This is a genomic window from Pseudarthrobacter sp. GQ63 (assembly GCF_059758765.1).
Genome location: NZ_JCAXEF010000004.1, coordinates 239410 through 260411 on the forward strand (window position 1 = coordinate 239410; position 21002 = coordinate 260411).

Here is a 21002-nt window from a genome sequence, read left to right on the forward strand (position 1 = left end):
CGAGTGGATTGGAGGGAAGAAATGACTACCGCATCCCCACATGCACACGGCGTTCATTTTGGCCGGGCAGACGTCCAAAACGCTGGCATGGGAGTGGGAATTCTTTTGATGCTGGTCGGTGTGCTCGGCTTCATCCCGGGTGTCACCACGCAATACAGCGAACTGATGCTCCTAGGACCGGCGTCGCACGCCATGTTCCTGGGGCTGTTCCAGGTGTCCATGCTGCTCAATATCGTGCAGTTGGCCATCGGTGCCACCGGCTGGGCCATGTCCCGGACAGAACACGGAGCACGGAATTTCCTCCTGGGGGCCGGCGCGCTGTACATCGTCCTGGCCATCTTCGGGCTGATCGTCGGAGTAGATTCGGCGGCGAACTTCCTGGCCCTGAACATGATGGACAACTGGGCACACCTGGTGCTGGGCATCGTCATGATTGTTGCCGGCTGGCTGTTCTCCAGGACGGCGGCCCGCAGGCCATAGCCCGGAATCCGTAAACCGGGAAACAGGAGCCGCGAATGAAGAAGAACCCTAAGTTCTGAAGATATTCGTCCTACTGGCTGGTGCAGTTGCCGCCGTACGCGGGGACTGCACCAGCGTTCAAGAAAGTTCCGCATGCACAACGACGCCGGGAGTCCGTCTATGGACTCCCGGCGTCGTGTGCTGTGCGCTTGCCTCCGCGGCTGTCCGGCCAAGGCCGCCTCAGCGGTGCACCAAACGTTAGCTGTGAAGCTTAGCGGCGCGCGTCGCGGTCCACGCCGTCCGCGTCAATGTGCTCCTTGCGGACTTCCTCGTTAACCGTGACGTCGTCCTGGACAACGTCCTTGTCGAGGCGGACCCGTTCCACCGGAACGGTTTCCTTCTCCACGACGGGGCGCTCCTCATGCAGGATCACCTCGTGCTCCTCTTCGCTGATGTCCGGGCCGCCCAGGGCCTCGCCGCGGTTGGCGTCCGTAATGGGCTCGCGCTCCAGGCGGACCTCTTCACGCTGCACGGGGACAGTCTTGGTGACGTTTTCCGTGGTGACGTACTTACGCAGCCGGGCGCGGCTGGTCTCCTGGCGCTCGGTGCCAACATGAAGCTTTTCCTCGGAGCGCGTCATAGCGTCGTCCGTGGTGGGGCCGGAGGTGTCATGGCCAACCGTGTGGCGCTCGGTGGCGTCCCGGTCCAAGTCGCGGTCCCGGTTTCCACTCACACCAGCGGTGGGGGTGCCGGCGTTCAGGTCTGCATCGCCTTGGAAGTCGACATCGTTCCGGGTGTCCACGTCGTCGTTCCGGGTGTCCGAGTAGGTGCGGGCACCACGCTCGTAGTAGGTGTACAGGCGGTCCTCTTCCTCGGGGGTGAGGTGGCCGTCAACATCGACGCGCGGCGCATCCTTGACGTGTTCCTTCGTGTAGGGAACCACCAGGTCGTCGCCCTGGCTGTGCGCTCCCTCGACAGGAATGAAGGACTGCGAGGTGCCAAAGAGGCCCGTCTTGACGGTGACCCAAGTGGGCTCGCCCGTGTCGTCATCCGCGTACAGCTGGCCGATGGAGCCGATCTTCTCGCCATCTGAACCGATGACGTTGCCACCCTTGGTGAGCAGGTTTTCAATGTTTTCCCTGTTGAGCATGACGTCTCCTTGGATGTGTCGTTGCGCTGGGCTTTGCCAACATTGTGGATGTCCCGGCACCGGGAGTTCCCGGCGCTGGCCTCCGCCCCGTTGCTTGAGGCTCTGCGTTGGCTGCACTTCTACACTAAGCATGCTTAGCATCAATTGCAAAGCTTACTTAGTAATTTTTTCAGTGATGCGCCCTGCTGTTCACACAGCCTTTCCCCCGCAGTCATATCCAATCTCCCGCGCGGCAACGCCGCCCGCCCACCGTGGAGGGGTGAGGATCGCAATTGTTGCTGAATCATTCCTGCCGCTGATGAACGGCGTGACGCACTCCATCCTGCGCGTGCTGGAACACCTCGAGAACCGGGGCGACGACGTCCTGGTGATCGCGCCTTCCACGCTGGACGGGGAAGCGCCGGACCATGTCCGGGGCGCGGAGATCCTCCGGCTGCCCGCCGTGCCGCTGGCTGGCTACACGAACGTCCGGGTGGCGATGGGCGGTGTGTACCGGGTCAAGCGAATCCTTGCCGACTACGCACCGGACGTTGTCCACCTCGCCTCGCCGTTCGTCCTGGGCTGGCGGGCGGCACAGGCGGCGCACCAGCTGGGCATTCCCAGCGTGGCCATTTATCAGACCGAAGTCCCCAGCTATGCGGCGAGGTACGGTGTGCCGTTCCTGGAGAACTGGGCCTGGAACCGGGTTGAAAACATCCATCTGCTCGCCACCCGCACCCTGGTGCCGTCCACGTTCGCGCTGAACCAGTTGCGCGGCCGTGGCATCCCACGGGTGCAGATGTGGCGCCGGGGAGTGGATACGGCCCGGTTCTCGCCGGAAAAGCGCGACGACGGATGGCGGGCTTCCGTGGCTCCCGGCGGGCAGCGGATCATCGGCTACGTGGGACGGCTGGCCGTGGAGAAACAGGTGGAGGACCTGGCTGCCCTGGCCGGGATTCCCAACACCAGGCTCGTGGTTGTTGGTGACGGACCCCAGCGTGCTGCCCTCCAAGACGCCTTGCCCGACGCCCTTTTCACCGGCTTCCTGGGCGGCGAGGAGCTGGCCCGGGCCGTCGCATCGTTCGACCTCTTTGTGCATCCGGGTGAGTTCGAGACCTTCTGCCAGACCATCCAGGAGGCCATGGCATCGGGTGTCCCGGTGGTGGCCACCGGCCGGGGCGGGCCGCTCGATCTGGTGGAAAACTCACGGACAGGCTGGCTCTACGAACCTGGCGACCTGTCCGGCCTGCGCGGCCACGTGCTCGACCTGATGGGCGACGACGCCAAACGCCGGGCGTTCGCTGCTGCAGCCCATGCTTCCGTGCAGGACAGGACGTGGCCGGCGCTCTGTGAACAACTCGTCGGGCATTACCACTCAGTGATCAGTGGTGAGCCGGTAGTTGCCGTGGGCCCACGCCCGCCGGGTTCCCTGGCCGGGCCTGCGAGGTTAGGGCGCGGGTGCGGACAGTGAAGGTCTCGGTGATCGGCTGTGGCTACCTTGGCGCCGTCCATGCGGCCACGCTCGCCTCCATGGGCCATACCGTGGTGGGGGTCGACGTCGACCCCGGCAAAGTGGACCAGCTGGCACGCGGTGCCGCCCCGTTCCACGAACCCGGACTGGACGAACTCCTGCGGGACGGCCGGAGCACCGGCCGGCTCACCTTCTCCACCGACGCCGCCAGCGCGAAGGACGCGCAGGTCCACTTCCTGTGCGTAGGCACCCCGCAGGACAAAACGTCCGACGCCGCCGACCTCACCTTCCTGGTCTCCGCCATCGAAACGCTGCTTCCGCACCTGGCCGCGGGCGCCGTCGTCGTGGGTAAATCCACGGTGCCCGTGGGCACGGTGGAGATGCTGCGCGGTGTCCTGGCCCGGCGGCCGGACGTGCTGCTGGGGTGGAACCCGGAGTTCCTCCGCCAGGGGACCGCGGTGAAGGACTCGCTGGTGCCGGACAGGCTGGTGTACGGCGTGGACGGCGGGCGCGGAGCCGCGTTCCATCCCCGCAGCGGCGCCCCGCTCGGCGTCACGGCGGCGCTGGACGCCGTCTACGAACCGCTTCTCCGGGCCGGCATTCCCCGCATGGTCTGCAACTTCGCCACGGCGGAGCTCATCAAGTCGGCGGCGAACGCCTACCTTGCCACCAAAGTGAGTTTCATCAACGCGGTGGCCGGGCTGTGCGACGCGTCGGGAGCGGACGTGGCGGAGCTGGCCGAGGCCATGGGCATGGACCCGCGCATCGGCGGGCGGTACCTGCACGCCGGCCTGGGTTTCGGCGGCGGCTGCCTCCCCAAGGACATCCGCAGCTTCCGGACACAGGCCGTCCATGCAGGGGTCACAGCCCTGGATGACTGGATGCGGCTGGTGGATTCGGTCAACCTTGGCCAGCGTGAACGCACCGTTGCCCTGGCTGCGGACCTTTCAGGGGGCAGCGTGGCCGGCCGCTCCATCACTGTCCTGGGTGCATCCTTCAAACCCGACACCGACGACATCCGGGACTCCCCCGCCCTGGACGTCGCCGACCGGCTCGCGGCGGCCGGGGCGCATGTGACCGTCACGGATCCCAAGGCAGTAAACAACGCCTGGCGGCGTTACCCGCGCCTGCGGTTCGAAGCGTCAACGGAACGGGCGCTCGAGGGCGCCGAGCTGGTGCTGCTGCTTACCGAATGGGATGAATACCGCCGCCTCTGCCCCGCCGCTGCCGGGGCACGGGTACGACGGCGGGTGGTGCTGGACGCGCGCAACGTGCTGGACGCCGCGGCCTGGCAGGCCACCGGCTGGTCGGTGCGCGGCCTGGGCACCGGCGACGCTGCGGCACACACGCCCGTGCACGCACCCGCACCGCTCACTTCCTGACGGCCCGCGCCAGGAAGCCCGGTCAGCCCAGCAGTCCCAGCTCTTCAAAAGCGAGTGCCACGCCGTTGCCGGCCGGCCCGGCGGTGGTCCGGTCCGCGACGGCCAGCACCGCAGGGTGCCCGCCTTCCACGGCGATGCCCACACCTGCGTACTCCAGCATCTCAATGTCGTTGGCGCTGTCCCCAATGGCCACAATGTCCGCGCGGTCAAGGCCCAGGTGCTCCTCCACCACCTGGATGCCCACGGCCTTGTGCGTTCCGGCCATGAAGATCTCGCCGGCCCGGTCGCCCAAAGCGGAGAGGGAACTGGGGATCAGGCCCACCTGCGGCCCGAGCCCCGCCACCAGCTGCGTCAGCGGAACCGGGGAATCAAAGCAGGATATTTTGGCGTAGGACGTGGAGCGGAGGTCGTCGCTGTACTGCATGGGTCCCAGGATGTCCTCCAGGGGGTCAACATCGGTGCTGAGGACTCCGTCGTGCTGCGGGCGCCCGGCGAAGATAGGGCCGAGCACCTCCCGCAGCCTCTGGTCCACGCCCGTCCGGCCGTGCAGCGCCTCGGGTGCTTCCAGGATGTAGGCGGCACCATGTGCGTCCAGTGTTTCCACGATGAGGGCTGCCAGGTCCGGGTCGAAGCGGGTGTCCTTCAGGACTTCTCCCCCGAGCTCCACCCGGGCGCCGGCGCCGGTGATGCTGCCGTCGAAACCGGCTTCCAGGATGTGGGTTGGGACCATGGACAGCGGCCGCCCGGTGCAGACGAAAACCAGGTGTCCCAGCCGGCGTGCTGTCCGGACCGCGTCGACGTGCGCGGCAGGCGCCAGTCCGTGGTCCGCGTAGGTGCCGTCGATGTCGAGGAAGATGGCACGTGGCCGAGTGGTCTGCTGGCTGCACATGCCGGAACTCCTTGGTTTGTTGCGGGGACAGTCAATCCTATCGAAGCGGCTGCCGGTAGCTCGGGGCGGCGGACACGGTCAAATAGCGAAGAGGCGCATTACTGCCGTGAAAACTGATAGTCATCCCGTGATAATCAAAGTCTTGCAGAGCAGTAAGCACGCTGATTGAATTATGGAACCGGAAATGGGGGCCCGGCACAACTTACTGACAAGGAGTGACACCATGGGCATTCTCGGATTTCTCATTTTGGGCCTGATCGCCGGAGCCATTGCAAAGGCCATCCTGCCCGGCCGTCAAGGCGGAGGCTGGGTGGTTACCCTGGTCCTCGGCGTTGTCGGCGCCCTCCTGGGCGGCTGGATCGGTTCGTTGATTTTCGGTGGTGGCCTGGCGGAATTCTTCGACCTCCGCACCTGGCTGCTGGCAATTCTTGGTGCAATCATCGTGCTGCTCGTTTACGGTGCGATCACCAACCGCAGTTCCCGCCGGGCATAGCGGCCCCTTTACTCAGACAACCCAAAAAGCGCTGTCCTCCATGCGGGGGCAGCGCTTTTGCGTTGGCACTGCAAGGACGGCCAAGGGGCCGGAGCAGTCCACCCGGAACCGGTTCCGGGCAGCCCGCCACATTTCAGCTCCTGCGCTCTATGATGTCCGAGGGGGGTGGTGTCTTGACTGATTCTTGGAACCACAGCACGGGTGCGTCAGCACGAACTTTCGGAACTGTCCTGGATGCCAGCCCGGACGCGCTGCTGGCCATAGCCGCGGATGGCAGCATCGCTTTGGCCAATGCTGCAGCCGGGAGGCTGTTCGGCTATTCGGCCGGTGACCTCACGGGGCGGGACCACCGCTCACTCCTCGCTGAAGGCTTCCGCGGCGAAGCGGACCATCTTTTCGCCCGGCTCCGAGCCCTGCCCGGGGACCATCCGCCGCCGCGGGAAATCTATGGGCTCCACAGCAACGGAACGGAATTCCCGGCCGAGGCAACGGGATCATTGCTGCCATGGGATGCGGCACCGCTTTTCCCTTTAGTACCTCCGGTGGCTCCGGACGGGACGCCGGGACCGGGCGACGGCGGCCGCGCGCACCCGCTGCTCCTGCTCTCGGTCCGGGACACTTCCCACCGCCAGGCCGCGGACGCCGACCTGCGGGAAGCGATGTCCCTGCTGACCGCCACGCTGGAATCAACCGCGGACGGCATCCTGGTGATGAGCTCTGGGGGCAGGGTGGCCGGTTTCAATGACCAGTTCCTCACCATGTGGGGTATCCCGCCGGATCTCCTTGAGGGGACCAGTGAAGAGCCCGTCATGCGGCTCATCATCGCGCAGGTTGCAGATCCCGCGGGCTTCCTGGCACGGATCAGCGCGCTGGAGGAAGACCCGGCAGCAGAAAGCCATGACGTCCTGGATTTTACGGACGGGCGCACCTTTGAACGGTATTCGCGGCCGCAGCGGGTAGGCGACAAAATCGTTGGACGGGTGTGGAGTTTCCGGGACGTCACGCCACGGCGCCAGGCCCAGGAGCAGGCCCACCAGGCAATGCTGGACCTGGCGGCGCAGGCCGAGAAGCTGCGGGCGATGGCGTTCCAGGACCCGCTGACGGGGTTGGCCAACAGGGCCGTGTTCAACGACGCCCTGGCTAATGCCTTGCGGGAACCGCGGCTCAAGGCCGTTGACGTCCTGCTCCTGGACCTGGACGACTTCAAGGAAGTCAATGACATCCTTGGCCACCAGGCCGGTGATGACATGTTGGTTGAGGTGGCCCGGAGGCTCCGTGGCTGCACCCCCACTGCCGATGTGGTGGCCCGGCTGGGCGGAGACGAGTTTGTGGTGCTCCTGACCGCCTGCCCCGACGCGGACGCGATCGCCGAATGCATCGTCCGGTGCCTGCATGTCCCCGTGACCATCCAGGGCACGGTCCTGCGGCCGAGCCTCAGCCTGGGGCTCGCTTCCCTGGGCCGGGACAGCGTGGGCGCCTCAGAGCTGCTCCGGCAGGCGGACATCTCAATGTATGCGGCAAAGGCCGCCGGCAAGAACCGGTTCCTGCGGTTCCATCCGGACATGATGACGGCCCTGGTGCAGCGGACCCACATGGAAGCCGGCCTGCAGCTGGCCGTGGCCCGGGGCGAAATCACGGTGGATTTCCAGCCCATCGTTTCCCACCGCATGGGGCAGGTGGTCACGTTCGAGGCACTGGCCCGGTGGGACAGGGACGGCGGGCGCGTCCCGCCGTCGGTCTTTATTCCGCTGGCCGAACGCACGGGGCTGATCAACGAAATCGGCGCTGAAGTGATGGCGCTGGGGATGGTGCAGCTGGCACCGTGGCTGAACGAGGATCCTTCCCGGTCGCTCGCCGTGAACGTTTCGGGGGTCCAGCTGCAGGAACCCCTGTTTGCCCAGACGGTCCTCCAGCTTGCGGAGGCCAGCGGCGTCGCCGCCTACCAGCTGGTCCTTGAGGTCACCGAGAGCGTGTTTTTCGACGCCGACTGCAGCCTCATCAAACAGCTCAGCACGCTGCGGGAGGAGGGAGCCAGGGTTGCCCTGGACGACTTCGGCACCGGCTACTCCTCCCTGGGCAGGCTGCAGGACCTGCCGGTGGACACGGTGAAGATCGACAAGACGTTCATCTCCATGGTGCGCACGGGAAGCGAGCGGCTGCCCATCCTCAGCTCCATGATCAACATGGCCCACAGCCTGGGTTTGACCGTTACCGCGGAAGGTGTGGAAACGGCAGCGCAGGCGGATTACTTGGCGGCCCTGGAGTGCGATTCGCTGCAGGGATACCTGTTTTCGCTGCCGCAGCCGGGCCGGCGGATGGAGAAGGCGCTGCAGCAGGCGGAGGAAGCCCTCACGGCGCTGAAGGATCGGTAGGAAGGACGACGGCGGGAGGCCTGCTAAGCAGCCTGCTTGCGTCCTGCCTGCTTCGGGGATTTCGTCGGCTGGGATGCTGCGGGGGCAGTGGGCGCTGCGTGCTGGACTGCCGGTTCTTCGGCTGCATGCTCGGGCACCACCTGCTGGGCCACCGTCTGTGCTTCCGCTGACCCCGCTTCTGTTGCATGCTCGGGCATCTGCTGGACCATTGAATGCTGGTCTTCCGGGTACCCGGCGTAGGCCGTCTGGGCGTCGCGGTTGCGGCGCCAGCGGCGGAGCAGGTCGGCGGCGGCCAGGATGCCTGCCAGCGGGGAGAGGACCGCGGCCGTGTAGACAAACAGCATCCAGGTCAGGGTGGTCAGCGGGGGCTGGTTGTTGTGCAGGAGGGACAGCCCGCCCAGGAGTCCCACGGCCCAGAACAGCAGCACGGCGGTAAGGACTGCAGCGGCCGGAAAATACTGGTTGCTCACGATCTTTTTCAGGGTTTCCATGCACTTTCCTCCTGCCTGGCCGGGGTACGGCAACAGCCGCTCACCACAAGTATGCGGCTCAGGATCAGCCAAACCGTGCAAGACGCCTCGGCGAGTGATGAACGTTACTGGCGCGGCCGCCGTCGTCCGCTGCTGCAGGGATCTTCCGCTGGCCCAAGGGGCGCACTAGCGTGAAGCGTGTCCGCTCACAAAGCCCTGCAGGAGGTCCCCATGCGCAAAGTCACTGCTGGCCTGTTCCACTCCGTGGACGGCGTGGTGTCCGACCCATATAAGTTCCAGTTCGACAGCTTTGACGACGAACTGGGAGCCGGCCTGACCACCATGATGGAAACCGTGGACACGGTGGTGCTGGGCCGGGTGAGCTACCAAGAGTGGGCCGGGTACTGGCCCACCGCGCCGGTGGACGAGGACTTTGCCGCCTTCATCAACCCGGTGGAAAAGTTCGTGGCGTCGCGGACTCTGGCGGAACCTCTCGAGTGGCAAAACTCGCGCCTCATGGACGCGCCGCTGGAGGAATTCGTAGCAGGGCTCAAGGAGCGCGACGGCGGCGAAATTGCCGTGTGCGGCAGCATCTCGGTCACGCGGCAGCTGCTGTTCGCCGGGCTGCTGGATTCCCTGACGCTCATGACCCATCCGGTGGTGGCAGGGAGCGGCCGGCACCTCTTCCAGGACGGCGACCCCACCACCCGGCTGGTCCTCCTGGACCAGTCCCGGACCAGCAAGGGCAACGTGATCACCACCTACGGGCGGCTTGGGGCGTAGGGCCCTACTCACCGTCCCTCGACTGTGACAGGGTTTGGATATGGGTGAAGACAATATCGGGCCTGACGATGAGGCTGTGCCCGGCACTGGCGTCAATGACCATGCCTGGGAGCGGGAGCACCGGCATCCCACCCCGGAGCAGGCCCGGTCCATCGGGTACCGGCGCAGGGACGCCGAAGCGAAACTTGAGCAGCACCAGCAGGAAGCCCGGGAGAAGGCTGACCACGCGGAGGAACAGGACACCCCGGACACGGACACCAATCAAAAGGACACCAGGGAGGAGGGCAGCTAGTAACCGTCAGGTCCAGCGCCTTCAGGTTCAGCGCCTTCGGATTCAGCGCTGCGCGGCAATGGCCTGTCCGACGGCGGCGATGTCGGCTGGCGTCGTGCGGCAGCATCCGCCGATGATGCGGGCGCCGTGGTCCAGCCAGGTGGCGGCCCCGCCTGCGGGGTCCACGGGGTGCGCGTCCCCGCTTCCCTCTCCGGGTGCCGTGGTTGGGCCCCAGGTTTTGGTGACGGGATCATAGGTTTCGCCTGAGTTGGGGTAGGCCACCAGCGGTTTGTCCGTCGAGCTGTGGAGGGCGGCGAGCGCGGGGGTGACCAGGTGCAGCGGCACGCAGTTCACACCGATCGCTGCCACCAGGGGGTTCGCGTCAAGGAGCGCTGCCACTGCCGTGAGCGGCGTGCCGTCGCTGACATGTGCGCCGTCCCGCAGCGAGAAGGAGAACCAGGATTCGACGCCGAACTCGTCCATGAGTGCCGCCAGCGCCTCGGCTTCGGCGAACGACGGGAGCGTCTCGCAGGCCAGGAAGTCCACACCGGCAGCGACGAGTGCGGCGACCCTTGGCCGGTGGAAGTCCATGAACTCCTCTTTCCCCAGCGTGTAGTCGCCGCGGTATTCGGAGCCGTCTGCCAGGTAGGCGCCATAAGGGCCCACGGACCCGGCGATGAGCAGTGCGTCCGCGCCCGGGGTGGCAGCCAGATGGGCGCGGCGGGCTTCGTCCGCCAGCCGGACCGACAACGCCACCAGCTCCAGCGCATCCTGCCCGTTCATTCCCCGCCGCGCGAAGCCCTGCGGCGTTGCCTGGTAGCTGGCCGTGGTGGCAATCCTGGCACCGGCGGAGAAGTAGTCGCGGTGGACGTCCCTGATGAGGTGCGGGTCTTCTAGCAGGACTTTGGCCGACCACAGGGGATCGTCGAGGTTGCAGCCGCGGGCCTCGAGCTCCGTGGCCAGGGCGCCGTCGGTCACGAGGTGTTCCCCGGATTCCAGCAAGGACGAGAGCTGCATGGTCGAAGGCATAGTAGTCATAATACGCATTTACCTATGCTTGTAATGATTATTTCTTTCTGTCACGATGGCTGGCAGCCGTCACCCGGCGGAGGAAAGAGGCAAGGTTCTTGGACGTTCAACTTCACCCGGTACGCAAGCTGCGCGTGCACTGGCCCATCAGCGGCACCACCTTCGGGCAACTGTCCAAGGGCGAGCCGGACGCCTTCCGGGATGATCCGGGAATCGCGCACCTGCTGCAGGCCCTGGCCGAATTCCGGGAACTCGGCGACTTCGGCAACTACAAGCACGTGTTTGAGTCCAGCCTGGGTTTCGAGGGCTTCACTACTGCCGAGGGCGCCAACCCCACCCTGGGACGCGTGGGTGAGCAGACCCTCTCGCCAACCTTCGTTTTCACCACCTATTTCGACGCCTCACTGGAGGACGCCGCCGTCGAGCGTTTCATGCGCCACCTCGTGGAAATCCATCCCTGGGAAGTCCCGGTCATCGAAGTGACCGGCCCCATCAGCGTCTCCAGCACCGCACTGGCCCCAACGGCAGAAGTACCCATGGCAGAAGGAACAGCCGCATCATGACGGACACCAGCACCACGTCGCTCTGGGAGGGCCTGCAGTCCGTGATCGCGGGCCGGCAGTTCGTGGACCTGACGCACGCCTTCCACCCGGGCCAGCCGCACTTCGCCGCTTTTCCGGATGAGCAGCGCGAAGCCCTCTTCGACCTGGACAGGGGTGACGGCTTCACCGCCCACCGCTATACGATCGTGGGCCAGTGGGGAACCCACGTGGACCCGCCCTCGCATTTCATCCGCGGCGGCAGGACGTTGGACCAGATTCCGGTGGAGGAGATGATCCTCCCGCTGGTGGTCCTGGACATCAGCCATCGGGTGGCCGGCAACCCGGACGCCACCCCCACCCTGCAGGACATACAGGACTGGGAACTCCGGAACGGCACCGTCCCGGCGGGTTCCTTTGTTGCCCTCCGTACCGGCTGGAGCCGCCGCTGGCCGGATCCAGAGGCAATGGCCAACCGGGACAGCGAGGGCCTGAGCCACACGCCCGGCTGGTCCCGGGAAGTGCTCTCCTTGCTGGTTGAGCAGCGTGCCGTGGCCGCCATCGGGCACGAGCAGACGGACACCGACCCCGGCCTGGCCACGTCCCGGCAGGACTTCAGCCTGGAAACGTATGTCCTGGACCAGGGCCGCTGGCAGATCGAACTGATGGCCAACCTGGACGGACTCCCGGAATCCGGCGCCGCCGTCGTCGCTTCCTGGCCAAAGCCCCTAGGCGGCAGCGGCTTCCCGGCGCGGGTGTTTGCCATCTGCTGACGCTACTTTGCACCCCTGCCCTGCGTCCGCCTCAGCCGAGGTCGCAGGCCTGCACCGAAGTCGCCGGAAAAGTGCACGGTCGCCGTAACGTTCCGGCGTCCCGGCACTCTTCCGGCGATTCCGGCGCTCCAGCGGCGAAGCACCCGGCAGCCCGGCCAGGGAAAGCACCTCCACTAGACTCGACTCCATGCCAAATACCTCCAGCATGGGCCGCGGAATCATGGCCCTCTTTGCTGTGGGCGCACGCCATGCAGCGGGGCATCCCGGAGGCACAGTGGCGGACACCGCCGCCGATCTTGGCAAGGACCGCAGCCAGGTTTCGCGCAGCCTCCGCAGCGCTGAACAGGAGGGCTTCCTCCGCAAAACGAGCCAGCGCACCTACAGCCTGGACTGGTCCGTCCTTACTGACGCGCAGCTGCTCACCGAGCGCCGTTTACAGTCCGACGGCGGCACCGCCCTGGACACGCTGGCGGAAGAAACGGATGAGGCATGTTTCCTGGGCGTCCTTCACGGGGACAGCACGGTGACCATCGGCGAAAGCGTCCCGGCCAGCAGCAACCTGGTGGGCTCCTGGCTGGGCCGGCCCTACCCGGCGTACTGCAGCGACGCCGGGCAGGCCGTGCTGTGGGAGGCCTCCGAAGCAGAAGTGCGGACCGTCTTCGCGGATGTGGCTTTTGTGCGGCACGGCCCCAATACGCCGGCCGACGTGGACGATTTCCTGGCGCGGCGTGGATCTGCCCGGAAGCGGGGTTATTCGATCGTGGATGAGGAGGCAGAGCCGGGACTCTATTCCCTGGCCGTCCCCGTCCGCGATTTCAAGGGCGACGTTGTGGCTGCGCTGCAGATCGTTGGCATCAGGGACCGCCTGGAACCGCGCCGGGAAGCGTGCGCGGACGCACTGGTGGCCCAGGGAGCATGGCTCGAGCAGCGGCTGGGGTACCGGCCGCAGCCCTAGCGGCCACCCGCGCGGGATCCGAGCCGTTCCGCAGCGCTGCTGAGCACAGCAGCCGCATCCGGACCGATCCCGGCGCGGCTGCCCAGCACACTCAGCGAGGCAAGGATGGCACCGCCGGCGTCGCGGACAGGAACCGCGAGTTCCAGCACGTCGTGTTCGAATTCCTCGGCTGCGGTGATGAAGCCGGCGCCACGGTCGCGGACCATGAGGTCCCAGACCCCATCGGTGGAGTGGGCGGCCCCCGGTCCCCCGATGCCGATGTAGTTCACGTCCTGCAGCAGGGCATCCAGTGCCGGCCGGTCAAGGTCCCACAGCAGCGCCCGGCCCGCGCCGGTGCACCAGGCCGGAGTCACCATGCCCGGCTTGACGAAGCTGCCGGGGACGGCGTCGTTGCTGGAAGCCCGGACCAGGGTCACGCGGTAGCCGTCCCGGACGGAGAGCCGCGCGCGCAGTCCCAGCGCCGCGACCAGCGCCTCAAGTTCGGTTCTTGCCTCCCGGACCCAGCCGGTGTTCAGTGCCGCGGCCAGGCTGAAGAAGCGCGGACCTGTCCGGAACGGCCCGCGGTCCACGCGCTCCAGCAGTCCGAGATCGCACAGTTCCTGCGCCAGGCGGGAGACGCGGCTCTGCTCCATGGCCAGTTCGGCCGCCAGCTGTGAAACGCCCAGCAGCTGGCGTCCCAGCTTCTCCCTGTCAGCTACCAGCCGGACAATTCGGAGCCCCTGCGCCATTGACGACGCCTCAGCGGACGAATCCACGCTTATCTGCCCCTCCCGGCCGGTCACCACGCCCCATTGTTCCATGGGCCGTGCCCTCCTTGGGCGGGTCACGCACTTAGCCGGAAAGGACGACGGCGCCCGCCCGGCAAGGTGCCCCAACGCACCTTGCCGGCAGCCGCCGTCGTCCGCTTCTTGCTTCCTTGTTACCCGGCTGTCACGGCCTTGCGGCCGTAGCGGAAGTGGAACCAGGCGTAGCAGGCGGCCACAAAGGGAATGCCGAAGTAGAGCGCGGCGGCCTGGGTGGGGTCCAGGGCGATGCCCACCAGGGAGATGACGCACAGCGAGAACGCCAGGATGGGCACCAGGGGGAAGAGCGGGGCCTTGTAGGCGAGGGTGGAGACGTCGCCTCCGTTGCGGACGAACGCGCGGCGGTGGAAGAAGTGCGAGGCGGTGATGGACATCCAGACGCCCACCACGGCGAACCCGGCCACGGACACGAGCACCAGGTAGACGGTCTCCGGGGCCACCACGCTGCTGACCAGGGATGCTACCCCGCCCACCATGCTCACCGAGAGCGCGATAAGGGGAATGCCGCGGCGGGTCAGCTTCCTGAATGCGCGGGGGGCGTGGCCTTCGTCGGCCAGGGAGTAGAGCATGCGGGCGCAGGAGAACAGGCCGCTGTTGCCGGCGGAGAGCAGTGCGGTGATGATGACGAAGTTCATGATGTCGGCGGCGAACGGGAGTCCGATTGCTGAGAAGACCGTCACGAACGGGCTTTCGTCCAAGCCCACCTCGTTGTACGGGATGGTGGCGGCGATGACCGCAATGGCTCCGACGAAGAAGATCAGCAGGCGGATCACCGTGGTGCGCAGGGCCCTGGGGATGCTGGTGGCCGGGTCCTTGGTTTCACCGGCGGCCACGCCGATGAGTTCCGAGCCGGAGAAGGCGTAGAAGACCGCGAGAACGGTGACCAGGACACCGGTGAATCCGTTGGGGAACAGCCCGCCCTCGGTGGCGAAGTTCTCGAACAGGAAGGGGTGCTCGCCACCGCCGCCGAGCGGCCGGAAACCGAACAGGGCCGCGCCGCCCAGGACAATGAGGCCGATGATCGCGGCGACCTTGACGATGGCGAACCAGAACTCGGACTCGCCGAAGAACTTGGAGGACACGGCGTTGAAGCCGAAGAGGACGGCCGCGAACACCAGGCACCAGACCCAGACCTCCACGTCCGGGAACCAGCGCTGCATGAGCAAGCCGGAGGCGGTGAACTCGGAGCCGATTGCCACTGCCCAGCACAGCCAGTACAACCAGGCGGTGGCGAAGCCCGTGGCGGGGCCGATGGAGCGGGCGGCGTAGATGTGGAACGCACCGGACACCGGGTAGGCGATGGCGAGTTCGCCCAGGCACGCCATCACCAGGTACACCACGAAGGCGCCGATGAGGTAGGCGATGACCGCGCCGAGCGGTCCGGCCTGGGAGATGGTGTAGCCGGAGCTGAGGAACAGTCCGGAGCCGATCACGCCGCCCATGGCGATCATCACCAGGTGGCGCGGGCCCATGGACCGGCGGAGTCCGGAGTCGGCCACGGCGGGCCTGGCCGGCTGGGCATCCAGCTTCACGTCTGTTGTGGGTTCCACGGGCGTCTCCAAGGGTCGGACTCAGCAATGGGAGCGCGCGCAGTCCCCTGGTCCCGGTCCTTGGTAACGAAGATATGCGCGGCGGCAGTGTTGAAAGTAGCACGGCAGCCGAATTTTTAGTCATCAAATACATGATGTCATGCTTATATTGCACGCTGTTACGCTGGGCGACGGTCCAACTGGCGGGCTGACTGCTAGCCCAGGTTCCGCTCCAGCATCTCCCCCACGATCCGGGCGCCTTCGGGGAAGGCGCCCGGATTCGTGCCCGAAAAGTTGAGCCGGATAAAAGGACCCGCCGGTTCCGCCGGAAACCATTCGTCCCCGCGGGCGACGATGACGCCGGAGGTCTCGCAGTCCCGGACCAGCCGCTGCAGGTCCGTCCCGTCGGGCAGGCGCAGCCACAGGTTAAGTCCGCCTTTCGGCACCTGTTCAATGTGCGCCTGGGGAATGTGTTCCCGGACGCTGGTGACCAGCAGGTCCCGGCGTGACTCCAGCTGGTGCCGCAGGCTGCGCAGGTGCGTCTGCCACCCTGGGTGCGTGACGACGTCGAGCGCTGCCGCCTGCAGAAGCCCGCTGACGTACATCGATTCCGCGGCCCTGTCAGCGAGGATGCGCTCCCGCGCCGGGCCGCGTGCAATCAGTGCTGCCACCCGGACGGAAGTGGAGACGCTCTTGGTCAGCGAGCGCAAGTACACGACGTGCCCGGAGTCGTCGCGGGAGGCGACCGGCACGGGGTGGGAGCTGATGCCAAAATCGTGCGCCCAGTCGTCCTCCACAAGGAACGCACCTTTGGCACGGATCACGTCGAGGACCTGGTTGCGCGTCTCCACTGACCACTGCGCGCCCGTGGGGTTGGCGTAGTTGGGCTGTGCGTAGAAAACCCTGGCACCTGATTCGTCGAAGGCGCGGGCCAGCTCCCCCGGTTCCGGCCCGTCCGGTCCGCTGGGCACCGGCACAACACGGACACCAGCCTGCGCCGCCGCCAGGATGGCACCCCAGTAGGAGGGTGACTCCATCAGCAGCGGCTGCCCCCTGCCCACCAGGGCACTGAAGATGGAGCTCAGTCCGCTCTGGCTGCCAGGAAGTACGACGACGTCGCTCGGGTTGGGCGGGGTTATCCCAGCGGGCGTGGACGCGCCGAGCTCATGCGCGAACCACGTTTGCAGCTCCGGCATCCCCGCAGCGGGAGGCCGGGAAAGCGCCGCGTCTCCGCGGGCGGCTCGGGTGAGTGCTGCCCGGACCAGCCGCTCGGGCAGGAGCTCCCTGGCAGGGTAGCCCGAATGGAAGGAAATCGCGTCCTGCGGCACCTCCCGCATGGTGGAGGAGGCTGGTGGCAGGGCCGCCAGCGGGGAGCGGAGGGCCGCCGTCTGCCAGCCGTAATCGGATGGGCGTGCCGTCCGGACTGCCCGCACGAAGGTCCCCACGCCCGGCCTGCTCTCGATGAGCCCCTGCGCCGTGAGGGTCTGCAGAGCCTTCTGCACCGTGACGGGACTTGCCTGGTAGTCGGACACCAAGGACCGAGTGGAGGGCAGTTTCGCGCCCGGCGCCGCAGTGGCCATCCACGTTTTCAGATGCGCCACAATCCGCGAACTGCTATCGTTATTCATGAGAGACAATAGTAGCGCTACTCTTCAGCGGCGCACAGCGTTATCCCACTCCAGCCCGGCCGGTTTGTGGCTCGGCTTCGTTGGAGTGGCGGCATTCTCGCTTACCGTCCCGTTCACCAAAGTGGCGGTCGCAGGCCTGGCGCCGCTCTTTATCGGGTCAGGCAGGGCAGTAGTGGCGGCCGCCTTGGCGGGTGCGGCACTGGCACTTACCCGGCAGGCGCTCCCCCGCGGGACGCAATGGTTCCGTGTGGCGGTAGTGGCTGCCGGCGTCGTCATTGGCTTTCCGCTACTCACCTCCTTTGCCCTGACCAGCACCGCGGCAAGCCACGGCGCCGTTGTCATCGCCCTGCTCCCTGCCGCGACGGCCACCGCTGCCGTCATTCGCGGGCGGGAACGCCCGCCCGTGGCCTTCTGGCTCGTCAGCGCTGTGGGCGCCCTTGCTGTGACCGTCTTCGCATCCGTCCAGTCGGGCGGCTTTGGCGTCCTCCACTGGGCGGACCTGCTACTCCTCGGTTCCGTGGTGGCCGCCGCGATCGGCTATGCGGAAGGGGGCCTGTTGGCCCGGGAACTGGGCTCCTGGCAGACCATTTCGTGGGCGCTCGTCTTGGCCTCACCGTTGATGCTGGTCCTGGCCGCCGCCTCCGCTGCCCAGCAGCCGCCGTCAGCGACTCCCGTGCAGTGGGCAGCGTTCGGATACCTCGCCGTGGTGAGCATGTTCCTGGGATTCTTCGCCTGGTACCGCGGCCTGGCCATCGGCCCCATCGCCCGGGTCAGCCAGATCCAGCTCATCCAGCCCGTCCTCACCATCTGCTGGGCGGCGCTCCTGCTGGGTGAGGCCCTGACCTGGTCCACGGCCCTGGGCGGGCTGGCCGTCATCCTGTGCGCCGCGGCCGCCGTCCGGGTTCGGCTCAAACCGGCCCCGGCCCCGTCCTCCCAACTTCATCCCGCATCACTCCAGCCGGTAAAGGACTAACCCCATGTACATTCCAGCCCACTTCGCCGCTGTTCCTGAAACCGTCCAGCACCTGCTCACCAGGCCGGGTGCGGCGAACCTGGTCACCATGACCCCGGAAGGCCTCGTGGCGACACTGCTGCCGTTTGTCTACGACCCCGACGCCGGGGAGTTCGGCGCGCTGCAGGGGCACCTGGCGCGGAACAACACACAGTGGTCCGCGCCCGCCGTCGGGGAGGCCCTTGCCATCATCCAGGGTGCCGACGCCTACATTTCCCCATCCTGGTACGCCTCCAAGGCCGAGCACGGGCGGGTTGTCCCGACCTGGAACTACACCACGGCGCACGTGTACGGGCGGCTCGTGATCCATGACGATCCGGCGTGGCTGGACCGGCAGGTCCGGCGGCTCACCGGCGTGCACGAGTCCGGCTTCGACCACCCCTGGGACGTGGACGACGCACCGGAGCGTTTCATTGCCGGGCAGTTGCGGGCAATCGTGGGCGTGGAACTGGTCATTACCCGGATCGAGGCCAAGGCCAAGCTGAGCCAGAACCGGCCGGAAGCGGACGTGGACGGCGTCGTGGCGGGCCTGATAGCCCGCGGTCAGTCAGGGGCCGCTGCGGATGTGGAGCGCGCCCGCCGGCCCAACTAGGTAGCGCTAAGTGTCGTTTTGACGGCCCATAACGACACTTAGCGCTACCCAGTTTTTATCCCCGCACCTCCGTGACGTCACCGCCCCCGGACCCTAGGCGGCCTTGACCAGCTCCTCGCTCTGCTCCCACAGGCGGCGGGCCAGCTCTGCGTCGTAGGCCTGGGGGTTGGCCTTGGCCAGGGCGCGCTTGTAGTAGTACGCCCCGGAAATCCAGTCCTTGCCCGCAGTGCCGTTGATCAGCCACAGCAGGGTGTCGGCACCCTGGTCCGGGGTCAGCATGAAGCGGTTTAGCAGGGTCTTGTAGGCGTGCCGGAACGGGCTGGTGGAGTCCGCCGCGAAGTTGGTGCGCACAACGCCCGGGTGGAACGCCGCCGTCGTGATTCCCTGCCCGCCAAAGCGGCGGTGCAGCTCGGAGGTGAAGAGGATGTTGGCGAGCTTGCCGGTGCCGTAGGCGCGGTTGGTGGAGTAGCCGTGCTCGGCGTTGAGGTCGAACAGGTCCAGCTTGCCGAAACTGTTGGCGCCGCTGGACGTGTTGATCACCTTGGCGTTGCTGGCAACGAGGGTCTCCATCAGCAGCGTGGTGAGGAGGAACGGGGCCAGGTGGTTGATCTGGAACGTTGCCTCGTTGCCGTCCACGGTGAGGGTGCGCTTGCCCATGATGCCGCCGGCGTTGTTGGCCAGGACGTCGATGCGCGGGTAGTCGGACTCCAGCTGCGCGGCCAGGGTGCGGACCTGGGCGAGCTCGGAGAAGTCGCTGACAAAGTAGTCGGCGTCCAGCTCCTTGGCGATGGCCCGCGTCTTTTCCTCAGAGCGGCCGACGACGACCACCTGGTCCCCCGCCTTGGCCAGGGTACGCGCGGCTGCTGCGCCGATGCCGTCGCTGGCGCCAGTGATCACGATGGTGCGAGGGGTCAAGGGGTATCCTTTGGTTGGGGAACGTCCGGCGCCCGGCGTGGGCGCGCTGCCTACCGGCACAACGACGGCGGACCGGCGGGTGTTCCCCAGCCCACCCCGCAGGGCATATCCTGCACACACCAGCCGTCCGATCCCAGGGGGAAGCAGTGGAGATGCCTAAAGCGACGGAGGCTGACAAGGAGCGCTTCCGGTCGCTGGTCCCGGACGTCCCGGACGTGTCGGTGAAGCCGATGTTCGGCAACCTGGGCGCGTTCGTCAACGGCAACATGTTTGCGGGGCTTTTCGGGCCTACCATCGGCATCCGGCTCTCCCCGGAGGACAGGCAGCAGCTCGAAAGCGGTGAGCGGACCGTCCCGTTCGGCCCGGCGGACCGGCCGATGCGCGAGTACTCCGGCCTGCCGGAAATGTGGAACGAGGAAGGCGATGGCGACGACGCCCGCGCCAAAGCATGGATCCACAAAGCCTATGAACACGTGGCGGGCCTGCCGCCGAAAGAACCCAAAAGCAAGACCCGTACCGCCGGCACGTAGTCCTGCAACGCGGCCATGGGCGGCGGCACCCCGAAAGCCTCCGAACCGGCCAGGTAGCCGGGGACCGAATTACTAAGTAAGCTTATCAACATGGCTTTTGCAACTACAGAGTACGCGGACCCCAGCAACGCGTCATCTGGGAGGTGGACGCAATCGACAAAGAGGTGAAGCGGCGGCTCGAACTCGCTGCCACAATCGGCCTGGATCCACAGAAACTCTGGCCTTCCTACTTCGGCAGGTCGCACTGTTCCGCGTTCGAGCTGGACGCCTATCTTCATGAAGCCCTGGCCCTGCCGGCGATCGAACGCGGGCCTGATGCAGTGAAGGAACTCAAGGCAGGACAGCGGCGGTTCCGGTCCGTGAAGCCGAAGAGCGGCGGCCCCGGACACCCGCTGGACGGCCAGAAACCGGGCAAAGAAGATGCGCTTGCCGCCCTGGGTGCCGCCGGCAAATCCCTGCTGTCCCCGGAGCGGGCAGAAGCGGAACGCCTGAAGTCACTGCACGAGACGGACCTTCTGTACACCGGCCCGGAGGAAGTGTACGACCGCGTTGTCGCTGCCGCCTGGAAGTTCTTCGGCGTGGGTGCAGCGTCGCTGTCCCTGATCGCCGAGGATGCCCAGTTTTTCAAGTCGGCCGTCGGGCCGCTGCGCGAGGAGGCTCCCCGCGTCATCGCGCTCTGCGCGGAAACGGTGGAGCGGAACTCGATGCTGGTCATCAACGACACCCTTGCCGATGACCGCTTCGCCTCCAATCCGCTGGTCACGGGTGAGCCTTACATCCGCTTCTATGCCGGCTACCCCCTGCACGGGCCGCGGGGCTGGAACATCGGAACGCTCTGCGTTATCGACCAGCAGCCCAGGACCTTCTCCCCGTCCGACCAGCAGGTGCTGCGAACACTTGCCGCGGTGGTCCAGAAGGACATCGACGCACGCACCTAGCACCGGCCACCCGCCGGGCCCACCTTCCCCGGTCCACCCC

22 protein-coding genes are annotated in these 21002 nt (G+C 66.7%); 14 read left to right on the forward strand and 8 right to left on the reverse strand.

Annotated elements, in window-relative coordinates; genetic code table 11:
• Nucleotides 1-21: 21 nt before the first annotated feature.
• On the forward strand, nucleotides 22-480 hold the full coding sequence (locus AC6CHP_RS09970) for a DUF4383 domain-containing protein (RefSeq protein ID WP_104185445.1): 459 nt from the start codon (nucleotides 22-24) through the stop codon (nucleotides 478-480).
• A 250-nt stretch (nucleotides 481-730) separates the two neighbouring features.
• Here the strand turns inward: AC6CHP_RS09970 and AC6CHP_RS09975 are convergent, their stop codons facing one another.
• A complete protein-coding gene (locus AC6CHP_RS09975; protein ID WP_377195273.1) occupies nucleotides 731-1609 on the reverse strand; it encodes a DUF2382 domain-containing protein in 879 nt (292 codons plus the stop codon).
• Between the two features lie 259 nt (nucleotides 1610-1868).
• On the opposite strand from AC6CHP_RS09975, the gene AC6CHP_RS09980 reads away from it, so the two are divergent.
• A complete protein-coding gene (locus AC6CHP_RS09980; protein ID WP_498229526.1) occupies nucleotides 1869-3059 on the forward strand; it encodes a glycosyltransferase family 4 protein in 1191 nt (396 codons plus the stop codon).
• Nucleotides 3056-4441 (forward strand): UDP-glucose dehydrogenase family protein, encoded by a 1386-nt coding sequence (locus AC6CHP_RS09985; protein ID WP_498229709.1) that lies wholly within the window; start codon nucleotides 3056-3058, stop codon nucleotides 4439-4441. Before AC6CHP_RS09980 ends, AC6CHP_RS09985 begins: the two co-directional genes overlap by 4 nt.
• 22 nt (nucleotides 4442-4463) lie before the next feature.
• Here AC6CHP_RS09985 and AC6CHP_RS09990 read toward each other — a convergent pair whose 3' ends face one another.
• Nucleotides 4464-5330 carry an HAD hydrolase family protein gene (locus AC6CHP_RS09990; protein ID WP_188730466.1) on the reverse strand — a complete coding sequence of 289 codons (867 nt, stop codon included), beginning with the start codon at nucleotides 5328-5330 and terminating at the stop codon, nucleotides 4464-4466.
• 223 nt (nucleotides 5331-5553) lie between these two features.
• Between AC6CHP_RS09990 and AC6CHP_RS09995 the strand changes: the two genes are divergently transcribed.
• Nucleotides 5554-5823 (forward strand): GlsB/YeaQ/YmgE family stress response membrane protein, encoded by a 270-nt coding sequence (locus tag AC6CHP_RS09995; RefSeq protein WP_104185449.1) that lies wholly within the window; start codon nucleotides 5554-5556, stop codon nucleotides 5821-5823.
• 173 nt (nucleotides 5824-5996) lie between these two features.
• On the forward strand, nucleotides 5997-8195 hold the full coding sequence (locus AC6CHP_RS10000; protein WP_498229529.1) for a putative bifunctional diguanylate cyclase/phosphodiesterase: 2199 nt from the start codon (nucleotides 5997-5999) through the stop codon (nucleotides 8193-8195).
• A 23-nt stretch (nucleotides 8196-8218) separates the two neighbouring features.
• Here AC6CHP_RS10000 and AC6CHP_RS10005 read toward each other — a convergent pair whose 3' ends face one another.
• On the reverse strand, nucleotides 8219-8686 hold the full coding sequence (locus AC6CHP_RS10005) for a hypothetical protein (RefSeq protein ID WP_498229531.1): 468 nt from the start codon (nucleotides 8684-8686) through the stop codon (nucleotides 8219-8221).
• 210 nt (nucleotides 8687-8896) lie between these two features.
• Between AC6CHP_RS10005 and AC6CHP_RS10010 the strand changes: the two genes are divergently transcribed.
• Together AC6CHP_RS10010 and AC6CHP_RS10015 are read left to right on the forward strand one after the other, a co-directional pair.
• On the forward strand, nucleotides 8897-9448 hold the full coding sequence (locus AC6CHP_RS10010; protein ID WP_498229533.1) for a dihydrofolate reductase family protein: 552 nt from the start codon (nucleotides 8897-8899) through the stop codon (nucleotides 9446-9448).
• A gap of 40 nt (nucleotides 9449-9488) precedes the next feature.
• Nucleotides 9489-9740 carry a hypothetical protein gene (locus AC6CHP_RS10015; protein ID WP_498229535.1) on the forward strand — a complete coding sequence of 84 codons (252 nt, stop codon included), beginning with the start codon at nucleotides 9489-9491 and terminating at the stop codon, nucleotides 9738-9740.
• Nucleotides 9741-9782: 42 nt separating this feature from the next.
• Here AC6CHP_RS10015 and mmuM read toward each other — a convergent pair whose 3' ends face one another.
• Complete coding sequence (mmuM, locus tag AC6CHP_RS10020; protein WP_498229711.1) at nucleotides 9783-10748, reverse strand: homocysteine S-methyltransferase; 966 nt, start codon at nucleotides 10746-10748, stop codon at nucleotides 9783-9785.
• Nucleotides 10749-10846: 98 nt separating this feature from the next.
• On the opposite strand from mmuM, the gene AC6CHP_RS10025 reads away from it, so the two are divergent.
• The 3 genes from AC6CHP_RS10025 to AC6CHP_RS10035 all read left to right on the forward strand — a co-directional run bounded on the left by AC6CHP_RS10025 (nucleotide 10847) and on the right by AC6CHP_RS10035 (nucleotide 13015).
• Nucleotides 10847-11311: a hypothetical protein gene (locus AC6CHP_RS10025; RefSeq protein WP_498229537.1), complete on the forward strand. Its 465-nt coding sequence runs from the start codon at nucleotides 10847-10849 to the stop codon at nucleotides 11309-11311.
• Complete coding sequence (locus tag AC6CHP_RS10030; RefSeq protein ID WP_427115382.1) at nucleotides 11308-12060, forward strand: cyclase family protein; 753 nt, start codon at nucleotides 11308-11310, stop codon at nucleotides 12058-12060. The genes AC6CHP_RS10025 and AC6CHP_RS10030 overlap by 4 nt, the downstream gene beginning before the upstream one ends.
• 187 nt (nucleotides 12061-12247) lie before the next feature.
• Nucleotides 12248-13015, forward strand: a complete 768-nt coding sequence (locus AC6CHP_RS10035; RefSeq protein ID WP_498229539.1) for an IclR family transcriptional regulator — start codon at nucleotides 12248-12250, stop codon at nucleotides 13013-13015.
• Here AC6CHP_RS10035 and AC6CHP_RS10040 read toward each other — a convergent pair.
• The 3 genes from AC6CHP_RS10040 to AC6CHP_RS10050 all read right to left on the reverse strand — a co-directional run bounded on the left by AC6CHP_RS10040 (nucleotide 13012) and on the right by AC6CHP_RS10050 (nucleotide 16975).
• Nucleotides 13012-13770: an IclR family transcriptional regulator gene (locus AC6CHP_RS10040; RefSeq protein WP_498229713.1), complete on the reverse strand. Its 759-nt coding sequence runs from the start codon at nucleotides 13768-13770 to the stop codon at nucleotides 13012-13014. The genes AC6CHP_RS10035 and AC6CHP_RS10040 overlap by 4 nt on opposite strands.
• A 164-nt stretch (nucleotides 13771-13934) precedes the next feature.
• Complete coding sequence (locus AC6CHP_RS10045) at nucleotides 13935-15368, reverse strand: amino acid permease (RefSeq protein ID WP_498229541.1); 1434 nt, start codon at nucleotides 15366-15368, stop codon at nucleotides 13935-13937.
• Between the two features lie 194 nt (nucleotides 15369-15562).
• On the reverse strand, nucleotides 15563-16975 hold the full coding sequence (locus AC6CHP_RS10050; RefSeq protein ID WP_498229543.1) for an aminotransferase-like domain-containing protein: 1413 nt from the start codon (nucleotides 16973-16975) through the stop codon (nucleotides 15563-15565).
• On the opposite strand from AC6CHP_RS10050, the gene AC6CHP_RS10055 reads away from it, so the two are divergent.
• The gene (locus AC6CHP_RS10055; RefSeq protein WP_498229545.1) at nucleotides 16974-17948 is read left to right on the forward strand and encodes a DMT family transporter; all 975 of its coding nucleotides are present in this window, start codon (nucleotides 16974-16976) and stop codon (nucleotides 17946-17948) included. The two genes, AC6CHP_RS10050 and AC6CHP_RS10055, sit on opposite strands and share 2 nt — an antisense overlap.
• 4 nt (nucleotides 17949-17952) lie before the next feature.
• Nucleotides 17953-18579 carry an FMN-binding negative transcriptional regulator gene (locus AC6CHP_RS10060; RefSeq protein ID WP_188730490.1) on the forward strand — a complete coding sequence of 209 codons (627 nt, stop codon included), beginning with the start codon at nucleotides 17953-17955 and terminating at the stop codon, nucleotides 18577-18579.
• 93 nt (nucleotides 18580-18672) lie between these two features.
• On the opposite strand, the gene AC6CHP_RS10065 is transcribed toward AC6CHP_RS10060, so the two are convergent.
• Complete coding sequence (locus AC6CHP_RS10065; RefSeq protein WP_377195286.1) at nucleotides 18673-19494, reverse strand: SDR family NAD(P)-dependent oxidoreductase; 822 nt, start codon at nucleotides 19492-19494, stop codon at nucleotides 18673-18675.
• Between the two features lie 146 nt (nucleotides 19495-19640).
• On the opposite strand from AC6CHP_RS10065, the gene AC6CHP_RS10070 reads away from it, so the two are divergent.
• Together AC6CHP_RS10070 and AC6CHP_RS10075 are read left to right on the forward strand one after the other, a co-directional pair.
• Entirely contained in the window at nucleotides 19641-20024 is a 384-nt protein-coding gene (locus AC6CHP_RS10070; protein WP_498229548.1) for a TfoX/Sxy family protein, read from the forward strand.
• 143 nt (nucleotides 20025-20167) lie between these two features.
• Nucleotides 20168-20962 (forward strand): GAF domain-containing protein, encoded by a 795-nt coding sequence (locus tag AC6CHP_RS10075; RefSeq protein ID WP_498229550.1) that lies wholly within the window; start codon nucleotides 20168-20170, stop codon nucleotides 20960-20962.
• Nucleotides 20963-21002 lie beyond the last annotated feature (40 nt).